This window comes from Brevibacterium sp. Mu109 (assembly GCF_900169375.1).
GTDB lineage: Bacteria > Actinomycetota > Actinomycetes > Actinomycetales > Brevibacteriaceae > Brevibacterium > Brevibacterium yomogidense_A.
Map to the genome: position 1 here is coordinate 1 of NZ_FXZF01000010.1, position 17,192 is coordinate 17,192.

Here is a 17,192-nt window from a genome sequence, read left to right on the forward strand (position 1 = left end):
CAACGGGCTCATCGAGCTCGGTCGGCGTATCGCTCGCGGGTTCCGCAACTTCGATCACTATCGACTCCGCATGCTCCTAATCGCCGGCGGGCTGGATGCCTCAACCCACACTCAACTCTGAAGAGCCCGATATTGCCTCTCGGGACCACCGATATTGCCGTCGGGGACCAGGGATGGTGTCGGTGGGGGCCACCGGCCCCCACCGACAGCCTTCCTACTGGTTCAGTATCGCTTGTTCGCGCATATAGTGCGTGCCGGTATCGACCCAGATGGTGTTGTGCACGATGCGGTCCATGATCGCATCGGCATGGACCCCGGAACCAAGTCGTTGGTGCCAATCCTTCTTCGCGTACTGGGTACAGAACACCTTCGAAGCACTGTCATAGCGACGTTCGAGCAACTCCAAGAGCATGCTGCGCATCGACTCATCTGGATGATCGAGTAGCCACTCATCGATGACCAGCAACGTGAAGGCGGCGTACTTGCGGAGGAACTTCGTGGTCCCCTGCGGCTTGTCCTTCGCAAGCGCCCACGCCTCTTCAAGATCAGGCATACGGATGTAGTGGGCCCGGATCCGATGTTGACAGGCCTGCTTCGCCAGCGCGCACCCCAGGTAGGACTTCCCGGAACCGGTGAAGCCCTGGAAGACGACGTTTTGCTGACGCTCGATGAACGAGCAGGTGGCCAGCTGGGCAAGAACGTGACGATCCAGCCCGCGTTCCTCGACCCGGTTCACGCGGCGTAGATCCGCCGCGGGGTAGCGCAGCCCGGCCCGCCGGATCAGACCCTCGACCTTGGCGTGGTTGAACGTCTGGTGAGCCTCATCGACGACGAGGCGTAGCCGGTCATCGAAGCCCATCCCCAGCACGAGGTTCTCGTCTTCGCTCTCCAGTGCCTCCAGCAGGGCGGCAGCGCCCATCTCCCGCAGCTTCCGCTTCGTCTCACCGTCGGTCCCGCTCATTTCGCGCCCCCTTCTGCGTAGTAGGACGCCCCGCGTACGTAGCCGCCGTGCTCGACAAGTTCTTCTCGTGGCGGTCTCAGCTCGGCGGCCTTGTCCTGCCCGGTCGCCAGAATCGGCTGTACGTGGGCGTACTGCGGGGAACGGATCGGCCCGGCCAGAGCGATCCGGCAGGCAGCCTCCACCCGCTCTGCCGAGTACCGCCGCGACAGCCGCAGGACAGCAAGGGCGGCATCGAGTCCCTGCTCATCCACCGGCACGGACTCGAAGATCCTGTTGACCACCGCCAGGGCTGATGATCCGATCCGCTCGGCCCATTCTCGTACTCTCGGGGCGTCCCACGGCTGATATCTCTCACCGTTGGGCAGATCAGCATCGTTCGTCCGATACTCGTTGGCCGACCCTTCGGGCAGCAGCAGGTGGCTGCTCAGTCGCTCGGTGCCGCGGTAGGCCTCCAGCACGCGGTCGATGATCCTCAGATCCACTTTCGTACCGATATGCGCAACCGGCACCGAGTAGTGATTCCGCTGCCAACTGACGTGTCCGTTGCGCGCCGCCCGCCGGCCATAGACCCAGTGGCTGATCTCGTAGGCCACCTGCGGCAGGGGTGTCAGCAACGGCTGCTCCTCAGCGGCGAACACACTCTGCCGGGAGCCTGGTCGCTTCTGGAACGGCTCAGCGTTGTAGGCCGCCACCCGCTCGGTGATCGCTGCTCGAAGTTCCGGCAGAGTCGCGAACCTGCGGTCTCGTAGTCCGGCGATGATCCAGGTGGCGACGTGTGAGACGGTGTTCTCCACGCTGGCCTTGTCTTTCGGCGCTCTGATCCTGCCTGGCAGCACCGCTGCGGAGTAATGTGTGGCCATCTCCCGGTGGGCGTCGTTGAGGACGATCTCGCCTTCGCGGGGATGCTTGAGTACCCCGGTCTTGAGGTTGTCCGGCACGATTCGTGGGGTCGATCCGCCGAAGGCTTCGACCATCGCCACATGGGCCCGCAGCCAGGTGTCCTGTTTCATATCCAGGGCAGGCTCGACGAACGCGTACCGGCTGAACGGCAGACAACCCACGAACAAGTACACCCTCGTCGCTTCTCCTGTGGCGGGATCATGCAGCTGCATGGTCGGTCCGGACCAGTCGACCTCGACCGTCTGTGCCGCCTTGTGTCCGACTCTGGATGCTGCTCCGGTGACGAGGATGTGGCGCTGGTAGGTCCGGCAGAAGCGGTCATATCCCATCGCCGGCGCCCTCGCCGCGATGCAGTCGTCGGTGTACTCGCTGTGCAGCAGCTTCAGCGTCACCCCGACCCGCGCCAGCTCCTTGTGGACCTGTTCCCAGTCCGGCTGAGCGAACACGCTCTGATGCTCACCGCGGCCCGGGAACACCAGCTCGTAGACCTCGCCATCAGTGCGGTCCTTGACGTCGTCCCAGCCGAGCCCGGCCGTGTCGGCGGCCTCGAACACCGCGGTCACGGACTTCCGCGACATCCCCTGAGAGGCCGCGATCGCTCGTGCGGAGAGGCCGTCTGCGCGTAACTGCAGCACCAACTTCGCCCTGATCTTCCGTACCATGATTGGTCTCCTTCCGCCGCGTGCCCAATACACGCGGCGGAAGGAGCCTAAGCACGGTGGCCCCCAAGCACGCCAGTACTGGTCCCCACGCGCACTATCCAGCGATCAGCGCAGTGGCCCCTGAACACACGACTGGTGGACCCCGAAGAAGCGAATATTCACTGATACGGAGATCACGGCTTCCGTCATCCCCGCCGCGCGCACAGCATCGATGAGCCGGACTGCGATCTCCCCGCGGTTGGCTACGAGAACAGTCGACTTGAGGACTTTCCACCATTTGGGGCCTACGTCAATTGCTGGTCAACCGCCGATTGACTCATGTATCAATCGGTGTGTTGGGGGGGGACCAGCGGGCAGGCAGAACGCGCGTGCGCGAGCGGGCGTCACCCTCGTGGGACTACCGGCTTCTTCCTGTGGTTGAGCCACGTGGGGGGCATCGGTGCCTCCGTCGCGTCATAGCGATCGAGCCTTCCCTCCACGTCCCTCTTCCAGGTGGTGCCCGCGGCGTCCCTGAAAATCACCTCAACTCTGGGACATGGATTCTTGGGCCGGCGCTTCTTGTAGGCGGGCCAGTGCGTCTGCGTGGCTCCTGCCGCCTGGTGCCGCGCCGGACCATCGGCGGATGGGGGAACTTCCTTGGGCTGCAACGCATAGAAGAGTTCCGGATTCTTCGTAGAGCCCAGGCAGGCGGCGATTCTCACGTCATAAATCGGCATGGTTGACGAGTTCTGCATGACGACGAAAAGCTTCTCCACTTCGCTGCCGTCGCCCGAATGGTCCGTCCACACTGCGAATCTATCTGCTTGTTCGCGCTGGCGACGATTGCGCTCATCTTCAAGCTGCCGGTTCGCGGCGTTCGCCTGGTCCTGCGCTGCAGCGGCTGCTTTCGCAGTATCGTCAGCCTGCTTCCGCAATTGCCTGAACGACAGCACGGCGTACCAGCCCGCGATGATCGCCGCGATTGTCGCGAGCACTGTCGCCCCGGCTATCACCGAGTCCGGATTCCATCCCCATTCCATAAGATTCCCCGTCGCCTGAATGTCGGTTGTCATCGACCGTCGCGCTTCTGCCCCGGCTGCGCTCACTCCCCCACGTTCCCCACCTCCAGCAGCCGCTCAATCGCCGCGATCCGCAGGTCCACAACGGCAGCGAACATGTCGTCGCTCGTGAGTGATGGCAGGGAGGCGACTCCGCGAGACAACGGCGCCTCGACGTCCGGCTGTGCCTCCAGCCAGCCAGCGGGGATCGGTTGGCCCATCGCCTCGCGCACTGCCTCACTCCCCCGGTCGTAGCGGTAGTCGATGAGCAGCGCGTGGGCGAAGACGTCGGACAGGAACGCGCCCCGCATCGCCATCGCCCACTCCAGGGACAGCCCGATGTCCGTGAAGAACGTCAGTATCGACTCCGCAAGCAGAAAGCGCGCCGCCGGCACCTCGCTCGGTGTCACCGTCCCGTCGAGTGACACGAGCACCGCGCGCGGCATCCGCCGGTACGCCGCCCGAGCCTCCTCATACCCCTCCCGCAGCGACTCCCGCCACCGGCTCGCATACCACTGCGTCTGCGGCAGCGCCTCGAGCATCCGCTGCGCGGCCAGATCGACGACCTCCTGGCGATCCCGCACGTGGTTGTACAGCGCCCGCGTCGTCACCCCCAGCTCGCGCGCCAGCCCGTGCATGGTGAGGGCCGGGAACCCGGCGTCGCCCGCGATTCTCAGGGCGGCCTCGGCGATGTCGTCCCGCGTCACCAGGGTGCGCGGCGGACGCCCACGTCCACGGCTCGCACCCTGCTCCTGTCGCTCGTCCACCCGCCCACCGTAACCGCCCCACCACCACGGGGACAGGTTCCCGCGTCGCTTAATACATACTCATTGATTTTCAGTGAGGTGCACCTTACTGTCAGTTCCGTGACCACCACTTCGCATGCCGCGACCTCGGCCGCGCTGGCCACCACTCCCCCGGACGCGGCAGCCACCCCGGCCACGCCCGCAGAGCCGCCCCTGACGGCCACTTTGCGCGACGCGATCCGGGAGCAGCGCCTTGCCCTCCTCGCCGCGGGCCTCCTGGCCGTCGTGTCCGCCGCCTGCTCCCTGGCCCCCTATCTGGCGGTCTACGCGGTCACCGTCGCGCTCTTCGTCGACGACGCCCTCGGACGTATCCCCGCCATCGCAGGCTGGACCGCCGTGGCCCTTGTGGTCCGTGCGCTCACGTCCGCCGCCTCCGAGCACCTCGCCCACACCGCCACCTACCGCATGCTCCGCCGACTGCGCCTGCGGATCGTCCAGACGCTGCAGTCGATCCCGCTGGGCCGCGTCCAAGCGCGCTCCGCCGGCGAGCTCACGAAGACCCTCCACGACGACGTCGAGCAGCTCGAGGAGGCCTTCGCCCACGGCGTGCCCGACGGCTCCGCGGCCGCCGCCGTCCCGCTGGCCACCACCGCTACTCTTCGTCGTCGACTGGCGGCCGGCACAGACCGGGTGTGGGCGACCGCGATGGCGGTGTGCGCGGCGATCCTGGTCCTCCAGTGGATCTGGTCGACGCTGTGGCTGCGCTTCGTGGGGCAGGGGCCGATCGAGCGCCTGTGGCGCATGGCGACATGGTGGGATGCGGGAGCAGGAACCACGGCTGCGCCTGCGGGGCGCCGACAGCGGCACTGAGTGCGGCCTCGGGAGCGGGCAGTGCAGGCTAACGCTTAAAGTGATCGCACACGGCCACGGTTACAACTTTAAGGCTTAAAGTTGTAACCGTGGCGCTCGGAGCATTCTCTAGCGCTGAGCGCAGGGTCACGAGGGGGAACATCGCATGGGCACGTGGGAGCAGCAGGAGTCGACCTCGGTCGCCGAGCATGTGCCGCGCCGCGAGCGCCGCACCGGCCCATACAGCTCGCACCTCCCGGACACGCTGTCCGACAGCGCCCTGTCGCTGTCGCCCCAGCTGTCACAGCGGATCGCGCATGCGGAGAGCGCCGTCCGTCAGCTGGACCGACGCGGTGCGCGCGGCCTCGCATCGGTGAGCAGGTTCCTGCTGCGCTCGGAGGCGATCGCGTCCTCGCGTATCGAGGGAATCGCCCCGAACGCGAAGAACGTCGCTCTGGCGGAGCTGGGGCAGAACGAAGACGTCGAGGGACTGCGAGAGACGTCGAAGCTGGTGGCGAACAACATGACGGCCGTCCGGGAAGCGACCGACAGGAGCACCGCGGTCGTGGAGTTCACTGTCGAGCACATCATGGCTCTCCAGCGATCACTTCTGACGGATTCTCCTCAGCTCCACGGTCTGAGGTCTGCCCAGAACTGGGTGGGCGGCTCCCAGCACCACCCGCTGGAAGCGGAGTTCGTGCCCCCGGCCCCTCAACACGTGCCCGCGCTCATGGACGACCTCGTCCAGTACATCAATGGTGCTGCGCACTCTCCCCTGGTGCAGGCGGCGCTCGTGCACGCCCAGTTCGAGACGGTCCACCCGTTCGCCGACGGGAACGGACGCGTGGGCCGCGCGCTCATCCACACCGTCCTCACGCGTCGCGGTCTCACCGAGGATTCCATCCTGCCCGTGAGTCTCGTGCTCGCAACCTTCCGCGACAGGTACATCGAGGGCCTCACGGCCTACCGTGCAGAGGGAGCGTCGGACTCGGCCGCCGTCACAGCCGGTCGGGAGACATGGATCGGCGTCTTCACCGACGCCGTGCTCCAGGCCGCGGAGCGCGCCAGCCTCCTCGCAGATGAGATCGACGAACTGCGCGAGGACTGGGCGCAGCGCGTCGCTGATCACCGTGCCACCGAAGGCAAGAAGCGCGCACTGCGCAGCGATTCGGCCGTCACCCCGATCCTCGATGGTCTGCCCGGCACGCCGGTCCTCACCCAAGCGACCGTCGCTCGCATCCATGATGTCTCGCAGCAGGCAGCGCACAAGGCCCTCGAGACCCTACGGGAGGCCGGCGTCCTCGAGACGGCCTCGATCGGGAGAGGACTGCGGGCGTACGTCTCGCCCGACCTGCTCAGCCTCATCACGTCGGCAGAGCGCACCCTCGCCAGCACTCGGTTCGATACGCGCCTCTCCGCACCCAATCGGCCGGTCGCATCATCGTGAGTGACGGGGTCGCGCACGGCAGGTAGCGTGAACCGCATCACAGACGGATGAGGTGTTGGACCTCGCAGCCTTGTGCCCCTGCCGCTCGAACGGCCGCAGGCGATGAGCGAGATGATCGGAGAACGCATGACCCAGATCAACGCAGAATTCGCAGGACGCGCCGCGGTGGTGAGCGGCGGTGCATCCGGGATCGGAGCCGCCGTGACCCGCAGGCTGCTGGCGGGAGGGGCGCGCGTCGCAGTCCTCGACTACGCGGCGGACAGTCTCACAGCATTCGCCGCCTCCGTCCCCGAGCACCAGGAGAACCTGGTGACGACAGCGGTCGACGTGTCCGACTCCGCCGCCGTGGACGCCGCCGTCGCGGACTTCGCCGGGCAGGCCGGACGACTCGACATCGTCGTCGCGAATGCGGGGATCGGCGGTGCAGGCGGAGTCGCAGAGATCGAGGACGAGGACTGGAGGGCCGTCCAGTCCGTCGTGCTCGACGGCGTGTTCCACCTGTGCCGCGCCGCGCTCCCCCACCTGGTGGCAGACGGCGGCAGCATCGTCACGACGAGCTCGATCTCCGGGCTGGCCGGAGACCGTCGCATGGCGGCCTACGCGGCGGCCAAGGGAGCGGTCATCAACCTCACCCGCAGCATGGCCGTCGACTACAGCCGGCGCGGTGTCCGGGTGAACTCCGTGGCTCCGGGGCCGGTGGCCACCCCGATCCTGCGCCCCACGCTCGACAACGACGCGAGCATCGAGGAGACCTATGCCCAGCGCATCCCGCTGGGGCGCATCGCCCAGCCCGAGGAGATCGCCGATGCGATCTGCTTCCTCGCCTCGGACCGTGCTTCCTACATCAACGGAGTGATCCTGCCGGTGGAATGGTGGGCTCACGGCGTGGACGGCCCAGCCGGACCTCATCGGAGGCAGGGGGATCCCCGAGCAGTTCGTGCGCGACAGCGGGGTCTGACAGCACTGCCTGACGGCGGGCTGCGGCGCGGGGTGAGGTGGCGTCGCGGGGTGAGGCGGCGTCCCGGGGTGAGGCAGTGTCCCGGGGTGACGCGGATGCGACGCCCACACGCCCGCGGCGATGAGGAGGCGCAGCACGGTCACGAGGGTGCGCCGGGAGCTCCACGCGCCCGCCGAGTACAGGATGTAGAAGTACACGAACGGCGTCACGAACAGCTCGAGGTAGCCCAGCGCCACGAACCCAAAGAAGACCGCAGTGCCCATGATGAGCGCGGTGACGGGGAGACGACGGCGCACCGCGACGACGAGACCGAACGCAAGCGGCGCGACGACACGCAGCCAGAGCGGCTGATGAGCGCTCAGGTCTGACGCGTCGCTCAGGATCACCGAGCCCACGATCGCCCAGTGCGCTCCTGCGATGACGAGCGCGATGCCCAGCCCCGCGCAGGCATCGCGGATCAGACCGGGGCGCCCTGGCCTCGGCCGCGTCCACCCGGCGGGGGCAGTGCCGTCGACCCCGTGAGGAGGCCCCACAGACGAGCGGCGAACGGCACACGAGGACCCATGCGGCCAGGGTAGAGGAGAGCACGGACGCGCGGATCCGTCGCGAGGATGAGATGCGGCGGTGGGCTGTGCGGGGCTGGCGCGCGGGGACGAGGCGCGGCCGCCATGTCCGTGCCGCGTGCGACGGTGTGCCCACGAGCCGGCGGTCGCCGGGTCGCCGCACCACCGCAGGAGCAGCCATGGACTCGCACACCCCCGCAGGCCTTCCCCGCGCCGTCCACCCCGACCTCAGCCCCGTCGACGTCGCCGGTCCCAGCGACCTCGAACCCGGTGTGCCGCAGGCACTCGCCACCGGGCCGTTCAAGGTCTACTCGCCCGGTCTGGCCGACTGGGAGCCCGGCATCGACCTGCGGGCGGAGGCCCCAGGGCTCACCCTCGTGACCCCCTCCGGCCGCCACACCTATGCGGCGGGCCGCTTCACGGTCGAGGCCTCGCCGGACGGCCGCATCCTCTGGATCCTGGGTGACATCGCCGAGGCCGAGGCCCCGCAGGCGACCGCGGAGGCTCACCCTCCGGTCACCGTCCTCATGCCCGCGTCCTTCGCCGACCTGTGCAGCCGGATGCCCGCAGTGGAATTCTCGGATCCGGACGAGGCCGCGCACACGATCCACCGGCTCACCGCTGCCGCTGCGGCCGGGCGGCAGGCCCGCCACCGGTTCGGCCTGCAGCGTCCTGGCGATCTGGGACTCGTCGTGGATCCGGTCGAGGGCGAGCCGGTCCTGGAGCTGCTGCGGGTCACCGACCGCGGCCTGGAGTTCCGCGCCAGTGGCAGCTGGGAGCAGGACTCACCCGCAGAGCGGATCCCCGCGTTCTCCTCCGTCGTCCCCACGCTCCGGGGCGCCGTCGCGCGCTTCGACCGCCTGGAGCGATCGCCGTCAATGAGCCTGAGCCTCTTCGACCGCTACATGCTCTTCGACAACCGCTTCCTCACCACGGTGCCGCAGGGCTCTGGGGCAGGCGGGCCGAAGATGGATGGCGAGGGGAGAGGTGCGGCGGCACCGGGTGTGACCGGGCCCGGCGGTCGGGGGACAGACGTCGCCGCCGATCGGTCCTTGACCGCACCTGCGCACGGAACTGGACCTGTCCGCCCGCACGAAGCCCGCCGTCCGGCTCATGTGAACTGAACGCGCACCTCACCCATACCCTGGTACTCCGCAACGACCGTGTCGCCGGCGGCCACAGGCAGGGGACGTGTGAAGGAGCCGGACAGCAGCAGCGAACCAGCGGGGATCGTCTCACCCTGTTCCGCGAAACGGTTCGCCAACCACGCGGCACTGTCCGCAGGGTGGCCCAGCACTGCGCCAGACACCCCGGTCTCCACGATCTCGCCGTTGATCCGGAGCTTCGCACCCACCCACGACAGGTCGAACGAGGCAGGGTCGAACTCGCGGTCACCGCGGACCACCGCGCCCAGTGCAGCGTTGTCCGCGATCGTGTCGATGACCGTCATGCCCTCCTCGCGGACGTGGCAGTCGAGGATCTCCAGGGACGGCACCACGCACGCCGTCGCCGCGAGGATGTCCTCCGCCGTGAACGCGCCGTCCGCGCCGGAACCCTGACCGGGCACCAGCGCGGAGGCGAGGAGGAAGGAAAGCTCCACCTCCACACGCGCGTTGTTCCACGCGGTCGCCCGCACCGTCGAACCGGCTGCGAGGATCTGGTCCTCGAAGATCACGCCATAGTCGGGTTCGTCGAGGCCGAACGCCTGCTGCATCGCAACGGACGTGAGGCCGATCTTGAAGCCCGCGACCCGTCCGCCCTCAGCTTCACGGCGTGCGCGCCACAGTCGCTGGACCTCGTAGGAATCCGACACCGTCATCGCGGGATGCCTCCGGCTCGCGGGAGCGATCCTGGCCCCCGTGCGCGCAGCCTCGGCGAGCTCATCCACGAGCGCCGCCACCTGTGCGTCAGTCAGTCCCCTGTGGGACACGTCCATCGTCATCGATCCACCCTTCGCGGCTCTGTGAGTCTCCACACACAACAGATTGTGAGGTCTCGCACAGACATCAAGTCCCAGCATCCACCTAATGCCAGCATATTGCATGGAATCCGGTCATAGGACGCATCATTCACCACGCGTCCGTCATGAATGCGAGCCGCTTCTGATATGACCCGTTTCGGCTGATCGAGCGGTCGACTTAAGAGACGTTGAGCCACGTCACAGGTTGGGTAGCATTGCCGTCGTTCTTCACGAGTTCACCGGCGTCAGCCGGTCTCTCGCACCCCACAAACGGACCTGTTCCCTCAACGGAGAGGTGCCCATGAGCACATCACGCACAAGCCACGACGGCGACACGACGCCCGTTGCGGACCCCGGAGCCGTGGCGACCGCCACCGCACCGGAGGGCGACCCTCCCGCTGAGGCCGTCGACGTCGAGGAGCAGCTGGACTTCGACCGCGACCCGGCGAACACCGGAACGCACCTCCCCGTATTCTGGCGCGTCGTCGTCATGGCGCTCACCGTCGCCGGTGTGGTGCTGGTGCTCAACCAGGTGTTCTTCTGGAACCTGGGCGGCACGAACCTGCTGACGAACAGCTTCCTGTACTACCTGCTGGCCGCGTTCCTGCCGATCGTGTTCATCATCTACCCGATCAGGAAGCAGCCCGGCGGCGTCACCGCACGCACCTCCGTGCCCTGGTACGACATCGTCCTGGCCGCCCTCATCATGGTCACGACCATCTACTACGGCATGAACGGCCAGCGCATCTTCGAGCGCGGCTGGGACTACGTCGCACCGCCCACCGCGATGGTCTTCGCGTTCCTCCTGTGGATCCTGGTGCTGGAGACCCTCCGCCGGACGGCGGGCCTCATCGTCACCGGCATCGCGCTGGTGTTCTCCCTCTACCCGGTCTTCGCGGCGGGCATCCCCGTGAGCTTCCTCCAGGGCATCCCGTTCCGTCTGGACCTCACCGCGCAGATCCACGCGATGGGCGTCGACTCGATCATGGGGCTCCCGCTGCAGACAGCGGCCAGCATCCTCGTCGGCTTCCTCATGTTCGGTGTCGCCCTGCAGTTCTCCGGCGGCGCACTGTTCTTCTACGACCTCGCCATGAGCGCGTTCGGCCGCTACCGCGGCGGCTCTGCCAAGGTCTCCGTCGTGTCGTCCGCCGCGATGGGCATGATGTCAGGTTCCGCCGTGTCCAACGTGCTCACCACCGGCCCCATGACGATCCCGGCGATGAAGCGCTCCGGGTTCCCCGGGAAGTACGCCGCGGGCATCGAGGCCACTGCAGCCACCGGCGGTACGATCACGCCTCCGATCATGGGCACCGCAGCGTTCCTCATGGTGTCCTTCGTCGGCGTCCCCTACGGACAGATCGCCCTGGCCGCGGCCATCCCCGCGTTCCTCTACTACTGGGGCATCTTCCTCCAGGTCGACGCCTACTCCGCCAAGTCCGGACTGCGCGGCATGCCGAAGGCCGAGCTGCCCAAGCTGGCCCGCACCCTCCTCACGGGCATTCCGTACATCGTCGCGCTCGTCGGCCTGGTCCTGCTCCTGGTCGTCATGAACAACGAATCGCAGGCGCCCTTCTGGGTCATCGGCTTCCTGCTCATCTGCATGCTGTTCATGAAGCGCTACAAGCTCACGCCCTCGTCGTTCCTGAACTTCGTCTACGCCTCCGGCAAAACGGTCGCGGAGATCATCGGCATCATCGCAGGCGTCGGACTGATCGTCGGCGGCCTGTCCATGACAGGTGTCTCGCTGTCGCTGGCACGTGAGCTGGTCAACCTGGTCGGCGACAACCTCGGGCTCATCCTCATCGCGGCCGCGGTGACCAGCTTCGTGCTGGGCATGGGCATGACGGTGTCCGCCGTCTACGTCCTGCTGGCGATCGTCATGGCCCCGGCCCTGACGGAGATGGGCGTCAACCCGATCGCGGCGCACCTGTTCGTCATCTACTGGGCGACCGTCTCCTACATCACCCCGCCGGTGGCCCTGGCCTCGTTCGCCGCGGCGAACATCGCCAGAACCCCACCCATGTCGACCTCACTCACCGCGATGCGGCTGGGAGCGGTGAAGTACATCATCCCGTTCGCGTTCGCAGTGAACCCCGCCCTTGTCGCACAGGATTCGACGCTGTCGGAGATCCTCATCGCCCTCGTGACCGCGATGATCGGCATCTACTTCCTCGCCACCGGCTTCGAGGGCTATCTGACACTCAACAGCCGCAGGGTCGGGATCGTCATCCGCGTCGTGTCCCTCGCTGCAGGACTCCTGCTCCTGTGGCCGGCCACCACCACGTCCCTCATCGGACTGGGCCTGGGCGCCGTCACGATCATCCTCGCGTTCCTCATCGGCAAGCGCGGACCGGACTTCAGCTCCACCGCAGTCCCCGCGGCCGCCACCACGAAGAAGGAGGCCCGCGCATGAGGCGACTGCCGACGTTCACGGCCGCACTGGCCGCATCAGCACTCCTGCTGTCCGGCTGCGCTGGACCGTCCGAGACGAACATGGTGGGTGGGATCCGCGACCCATTCGTCATCTCCACCTACGGCACGGGCACCTCGACCTACCAGGACACCGCGGCCGTCTCCGATGCGGTGTCGCAGGCCACCGGCTCCCGCGTCCGCATCATCACCTCCGACACGGCGATCGGCCGGATGGCGGCGATGAAGTCCGGCGCTGCGGCGATGGGCCGACTGGGCGATGAGTACATCTTCGCCTACGAGGGGCTCAACGAGTTCGCGAACGAGGACTGGGGACCCCAGGACACCCGGGTCGTGTGGGCGCCGCTGTCCCCGCACTCCCTCCTCACGCGGACCGCGGACGGCATCGAGACGCCCGCGGATCTCAAGGGCAAGAAGGTCCCCAAGATCACTGCGAATCCTTCCGTCAACGGCAAGATCGACGCCTACCTGGCCTACGGCGGCCTCACGCGCGATGACGTGATCGAGGTCGAGATGGCCTACGGCGAGCAGCCGGACGGGCTGCAGCAGGGCCAGATCGACATGCTGTACCAGCAGGTCTACGGCGCGAGCCTGTACGAGCTGGAATCGCAGATGGACGTGTCGTGGGTCCAGCTCGACCCGGACGACGAAGAGGCCGTGAGCCGCATCGACGAGCTCACGGCGTCCGTCAACGTCCTCCCCTTCGAAGGCGCACCCGCGCAGGAGGAGGGCGAGGAGACGAACGGCTTCGTCTACACCCTGCCCATCACCGCGATGGCGGACACCAGTGAGGACGAGGTCTACGCACTCGTGTCCGCGATGGCGGAGAACTTCGAGGAGTACGAGAACACCACGGTCAACACCCCGCGCTGGAACCCCGAAGAGGTCGAGGACACTCCGCGCGAGGCGCCCTTCCACCCGGGCCTCATCCGGTGGCTGGAGGAGAACGACCGGTGGTCGGACGAGGCACAGCAGAAGCAGGACGAGCTCCTGGAGCGCGGCGAGCGCCTCGACGAGGAGTGGGAGGAGTTCCAGGCGACGGATCCCGATCCTGATCAGGAGAACACCCTCTGGATCGAATGGCGCGCCCAGAACGACCTCGGCAAGGCCAACGACGACCCGGACGCGATCGACTGACCCGACCGATGATCTGATCCTCCTGGTCGACGCCTCGCGTCACCCACCGAACGCCCCTGTCACGCCCCTGCCTCCTCGTGAGGCAGGGGCGTTCGACGTCTCAGGCGGATCGCCTCTCATGCGCTCCGCACAGGTATCGCTGCGATACCTGTGCGGCTCACGCACCCGATCCGTGAGACGCGCTTTGACGCCTCAACAAAGACTGTGAAGATGTGAGTCGTATTACTCCGCAGGACGAAGAAGTCGAAGGAGGGGCACACGACATGTTCGGGCTCCCGATGAGCACCACACTGATCATGGGCGGCGTCATGCTGTTCTGGGTCGTCTACACGATCGTCTTCTATGTGAGGACGAAGGACTGGACCCTCGAGGACGCTGACTACGACGCCTCGAGCGACGACCCCGGCACGGACGGGCACGGTCCCCTCGGCACCGCCGCATCCGGAGAGGGGACGCGCTGATGTCGATCGAGATCGTCTTCATCCTCATCTACTTCGCCGTGGTGATCGGCATCGGCCTGGCCGTGAGCCGCCGCAGCTCGAATAGCCGCGAGGGCTACCTGCTGGGCGGCCGCAGCCTGGGCGCTCCCGTCACGGCGCTGCGTATGCAGTCCACCTCGATGTCCGGCTACATGTTCCTGGGCGCCGGCGGACTGGGCTACAGCCAGGGCTACTACGGCATGTGGTTCGCGCTGGGCGACCTGGGCGGCGGCGTGCTGAACCTGTCGATCATCGGCAGGCGGATGCGCAAGCTGTCGTACCTGCTGGGCTCGATCACGTCGATCGGCTACCTGGAGCGCCGCTACCCGTCGATCTGGACGAAGCTCGTCGCCGGTCCCATCGCGCTCGGCTGCCTGTTCCTCTACGTGCTCGCACAGCTGCTGGCGGGCGGTCAGGGCTTCTCCTCCGTGACCGGCCTGGGGCTCAACGTCTCGCTCGTCATCGCGGTGTCGATCATCCTCATCTACACGTTCCTGGGCGGCTACCTCGCCGTGGCCTACACCGGCTTCCTCCAGGCGATCATCATGGTGATCGGCATGCTGTGGATCCTCATCGCCACCGTGCAGCACGTGGGCGGCCTGACCGCCGGCCACGAAAGCGTCAAGGAGGTCAACGCGAACCTGCTGACCATGTGGGGCGCCGAGGGCCAGTACTTCGGCGAATGGGGCGTCATCCTGGGCGCGCTGCTGATCTTCTCGATCGGCTACATCGGCTACCCCCACGTGAACGTGGGCCACATGTCGATGAAGCGTCCGTCGATCGCGCGGACCGCGGGGCTCTACTCGACCGGGTTCAACCTGCTCTTCATCCCCGGCGCGTACCTGATCGGCCTCTTCGCGCTGCTGATCGTGCCGAACCTCGACAACCCGGAACTGGCGATCTTCGAGGTCGCGCAGGTCGTCCTGCCACCGTTCGCGGTGGGCCTGGTGATGGCCGCGATCATGGCGGCGATCATGTCGACGGCCGATTCGATCCTCCTGCAGGCCGGCACGATCGCCTCGCAGGATCTGGGCGGCACGCTCATCAAGAACCTCAGCGAGAAGGCCGCGGTCAACATCTCGCGCATCGTCATCTTCGTGATCGCGATCATCGGCCTCATCCTCGCGATGTGGCAGCCGCCCGGCGTGTTCGATCTGGTGGTCTTCGCGACCGCGACGATGGGCTCCGCGTTCGTCCCGGCCTACGTGTGCGCCGTCTGGTGGAAGAAGGCGAACACGCCGGGCGCCATCACGTCGATGATCGCCGGCGCCGTAGGCGCGGTCGGTGCGCAGATCTTCGACACGTCCGGAATGTGGGGCATGGATCCGATGATGGTCGGCATCATCGCGTCCGTCCTGGGCATCGTCATCGGCTCTCTCGCGACCCAGAAGTCGCACCCCGTGCCGCCGGCGGTCCTGGCCGCCGTCGAGGAGACCATGCGCGTCGCCCCCATCCCGAAGCACCTGGTGATCGGCGAGGACGCGACCCTGTCCGCCCAGCGCCCCGGCACATCGGAATGACCGCATGGCGACAGGAGGACCACGTGACAGGGATGCCGGGATGACCGCGGCCGAGGTCCGGGCCGCCGAACCCGCCCGCGCGCCCTCCGTGGCATGGCCCGTCCGCGTCACGCAGGACCGTGCCGTCGCGTGGCTGCGGCGGCGGGTGCCGGGGGTCGCCGATGCATCGGCCCAGCTGTACCACCACCCGATGCTCGCCACCTCGTACGAGGTGCGCAGGCGCGACGGCTCCGCCTCCGCGCACGCACTGGTCGACCTGGTGGGCGGGCGCGCGTACGCGACCGACCCCTGGGAGCACATCGACTTCGTGGCGATCACCGCGGCCGAGGACGGGGCCGAGCACGGTGCCGGGGGTGCGCCCGCAGCCGTCGATGCGGCCCCAGCCGGGGGTGTCGACGATCGGACCGGCGCCTCGGGCACGGCAGGGGTGCCCGACTCCTCGGGTGGGAACCCGTCGGACCGGGCTGGCGCCTCGGCGGGTTCGATCTCCGCACCCCGGCGCGTCCTCGACGATGAGCAGGGCGAGCGGGCCGCACGGGACCTCGTGCGCAGCGTGCTGCTGCGCGGCAGGCGCCTGGGCGCGCCCGGGCGCCTGCATCCGCTGCGGGAACCGCTGCTGTTCGGGAAGCCCAACTGGTGGCTCACCGGCACGAAGGAGGGCCGCCCGGTCGAGATCATCCTCGACGGGCTCACCGGCCGCCACTACGCGCTGAAGGCGTAGACGAGGCGGCCCCTGGACACGGTCTGTAGCCTGAACCCGTGACCGATGGTGGTCACGAGGAGGAGACATGCGCGAACTCGTGTACTACGTGGCCGTGAGCCTCGACGGGTACATCGCAGGACCGGACGGGCAGTTCGACGCGTTCACGTTCGAGGGCGACCACATGAGCGCCCTCAACGAGCGCTTCGCCGACACGATCCCCACCGTCTACGCGGAGCAGCTGGGGATCGACCAGTCCGCAGGGGGCTTCTCCACGGTCCTCATGGGATGGAACACGTACGCGGTCGGCCTGCCCGAGGGGATGGACAGCCCCTACCGCCACCTCGAGCAGATCGTGTTCTCACGCACTCAGCAGACGGAGGCTGAGAACCTGCGCGTCACGGCGGAGGACCCGGCCCGCACCGTCCAGGAGCTGCGCGGGGAACCCGGCGGTGACATCTGGCTGTGCGGCGGAGGCCATCTGGCCTCTCAGCTGCTGTGCGAGATCGATCGGGTCGTCCTCAAGCGCAATCCGGTCGTGTTCGGCGCAGGCATTCCGCTGTTCGCCGCGACGGAGTACGAGCCCGCGCAGTTCGAGCACCTCGAGACGACGGCCTACGACTCCGGTGTGATCGTGAGTGAGCTCGTGAAGCGCAGCGCGTAGGCTGCGCTCCTTCCTCTGTTCGGAGGTCAGGAGTCGGAATCGAGGTGGGCGGCGTGGTTCAGGCGGTCAGGTGCCTCACCACCGGCACGGGCGCGACCCGGCTGCGGCACCCGGACGGGTGGTATCGTCGGTGGTGAACCACCGCCGGGCCCGAAAAGGACTCCCTCATGCCCGATTGG

General features: G+C 67.5%; 16 protein-coding genes. 10 read left to right on the top strand and 6 right to left on the bottom strand.

What is annotated here, in order from left to right; translation table 11 throughout:
* Nucleotides 1-214: 214 nt before the first annotated feature.
* The 5 genes from BSP109_RS07555 to BSP109_RS07570 all read right to left on the bottom strand — a co-directional run bounded on the left by BSP109_RS07555 (nucleotide 215) and on the right by BSP109_RS07570 (nucleotide 4,327).
* The gene (locus BSP109_RS07555) at nucleotides 215-961 is read right to left on the bottom strand and encodes an ATP-binding protein (protein WP_101599897.1); all 747 of its coding nucleotides are present in this window, start codon (nucleotides 959-961) and stop codon (nucleotides 215-217) included.
* A complete protein-coding gene (istA, locus tag BSP109_RS07560; protein ID WP_101599898.1) occupies nucleotides 958-2,523 on the bottom strand; it encodes an IS21 family transposase in 1,566 nt (521 codons plus the stop codon). The genes BSP109_RS07555 and istA overlap by 4 nt, the downstream gene beginning before the upstream one ends.
* Before the next feature lie 105 nt (nucleotides 2,524-2,628).
* Nucleotides 2,629-2,817: a biotin carboxylase N-terminal domain-containing protein gene (locus tag BSP109_RS17975; RefSeq protein ID WP_374700148.1), complete on the bottom strand. Its 189-nt coding sequence runs from the start codon at nucleotides 2,815-2,817 to the stop codon at nucleotides 2,629-2,631.
* An 89-nt stretch (nucleotides 2,818-2,906) separates the two neighbouring features.
* A complete protein-coding gene (locus BSP109_RS07565; RefSeq protein WP_101599899.1) occupies nucleotides 2,907-3,575 on the bottom strand; it encodes a hypothetical protein in 669 nt (222 codons plus the stop codon).
* Between the two features lie 29 nt (nucleotides 3,576-3,604).
* On the bottom strand, nucleotides 3,605-4,327 hold the full coding sequence (locus BSP109_RS07570; protein WP_180959647.1) for a TetR/AcrR family transcriptional regulator: 723 nt from the start codon (nucleotides 4,325-4,327) through the stop codon (nucleotides 3,605-3,607).
* Between the two features lie 99 nt (nucleotides 4,328-4,426).
* Between BSP109_RS07570 and BSP109_RS07575 the strand changes: the two genes are divergently transcribed.
* From BSP109_RS07575 to BSP109_RS07590, 4 genes are all read left to right on the top strand, one after another.
* Nucleotides 4,427-5,176: a DUF418 domain-containing protein gene (locus BSP109_RS07575; protein WP_101599900.1), complete on the top strand. Its 750-nt coding sequence runs from the start codon at nucleotides 4,427-4,429 to the stop codon at nucleotides 5,174-5,176.
* Nucleotides 5,177-5,321: 145 nt separating this feature from the next.
* Entirely contained in the window at nucleotides 5,322-6,602 is a 1,281-nt protein-coding gene (locus BSP109_RS07580) for a Fic family protein (protein WP_101599901.1), read from the top strand.
* Between the two features lie 126 nt (nucleotides 6,603-6,728).
* The gene (locus BSP109_RS07585; RefSeq protein WP_219618512.1) at nucleotides 6,729-7,928 is read left to right on the top strand and encodes an SDR family NAD(P)-dependent oxidoreductase; all 1,200 of its coding nucleotides are present in this window, start codon (nucleotides 6,729-6,731) and stop codon (nucleotides 7,926-7,928) included.
* Nucleotides 7,929-8,302: 374 nt separating this feature from the next.
* Nucleotides 8,303-9,247 carry a hypothetical protein gene (locus BSP109_RS07590; protein WP_101599902.1) on the top strand — a complete coding sequence of 315 codons (945 nt, stop codon included), beginning with the start codon at nucleotides 8,303-8,305 and terminating at the stop codon, nucleotides 9,245-9,247.
* Here the strand turns inward: BSP109_RS07590 and BSP109_RS07595 are convergent.
* Nucleotides 9,235-10,098 carry a fumarylacetoacetate hydrolase family protein gene (locus BSP109_RS07595; protein ID WP_308297908.1) on the bottom strand — a complete coding sequence of 288 codons (864 nt, stop codon included), beginning with the start codon at nucleotides 10,096-10,098 and terminating at the stop codon, nucleotides 9,235-9,237. The genes BSP109_RS07590 and BSP109_RS07595 overlap by 13 nt on opposite strands.
* Before the next feature lie 286 nt (nucleotides 10,099-10,384).
* Here BSP109_RS07595 and BSP109_RS07600 point away from each other — a divergent pair, with 286 nt between their 5' ends.
* From BSP109_RS07600 to BSP109_RS07625, 6 genes are all read left to right on the top strand, one after another.
* Nucleotides 10,385-12,496, top strand: coding sequence for a TRAP transporter permease (locus tag BSP109_RS07600; RefSeq protein WP_101599903.1), 2,112 nt, complete (start codon nucleotides 10,385-10,387; stop codon nucleotides 12,494-12,496).
* Entirely contained in the window at nucleotides 12,493-13,650 is a 1,158-nt protein-coding gene (locus tag BSP109_RS07605; RefSeq protein WP_101599904.1) for a TAXI family TRAP transporter solute-binding subunit, read from the top strand. Before BSP109_RS07600 ends, BSP109_RS07605 begins: the two co-directional genes overlap by 4 nt.
* Before the next feature lie 263 nt (nucleotides 13,651-13,913).
* Nucleotides 13,914-14,111: a hypothetical protein gene (locus BSP109_RS07610; protein WP_087003524.1), complete on the top strand. Its 198-nt coding sequence runs from the start codon at nucleotides 13,914-13,916 to the stop codon at nucleotides 14,109-14,111.
* Nucleotides 14,111-15,649, top strand: coding sequence for a sodium/proline symporter (locus BSP109_RS07615; RefSeq protein ID WP_101599905.1), 1,539 nt, complete (start codon nucleotides 14,111-14,113; stop codon nucleotides 15,647-15,649). The genes BSP109_RS07610 and BSP109_RS07615 overlap by 1 nt, the downstream gene beginning before the upstream one ends.
* A 40-nt stretch (nucleotides 15,650-15,689) precedes the next feature.
* Nucleotides 15,690-16,370 (top strand): hypothetical protein, encoded by a 681-nt coding sequence (locus BSP109_RS07620; RefSeq protein ID WP_101599906.1) that lies wholly within the window; start codon nucleotides 15,690-15,692, stop codon nucleotides 16,368-16,370.
* 67 nt (nucleotides 16,371-16,437) lie between these two features.
* Nucleotides 16,438-17,013: a dihydrofolate reductase family protein gene (locus tag BSP109_RS07625; RefSeq protein ID WP_101599907.1), complete on the top strand. Its 576-nt coding sequence runs from the start codon at nucleotides 16,438-16,440 to the stop codon at nucleotides 17,011-17,013.
* Nucleotides 17,014-17,192: the final 179 nt, after the last annotated feature.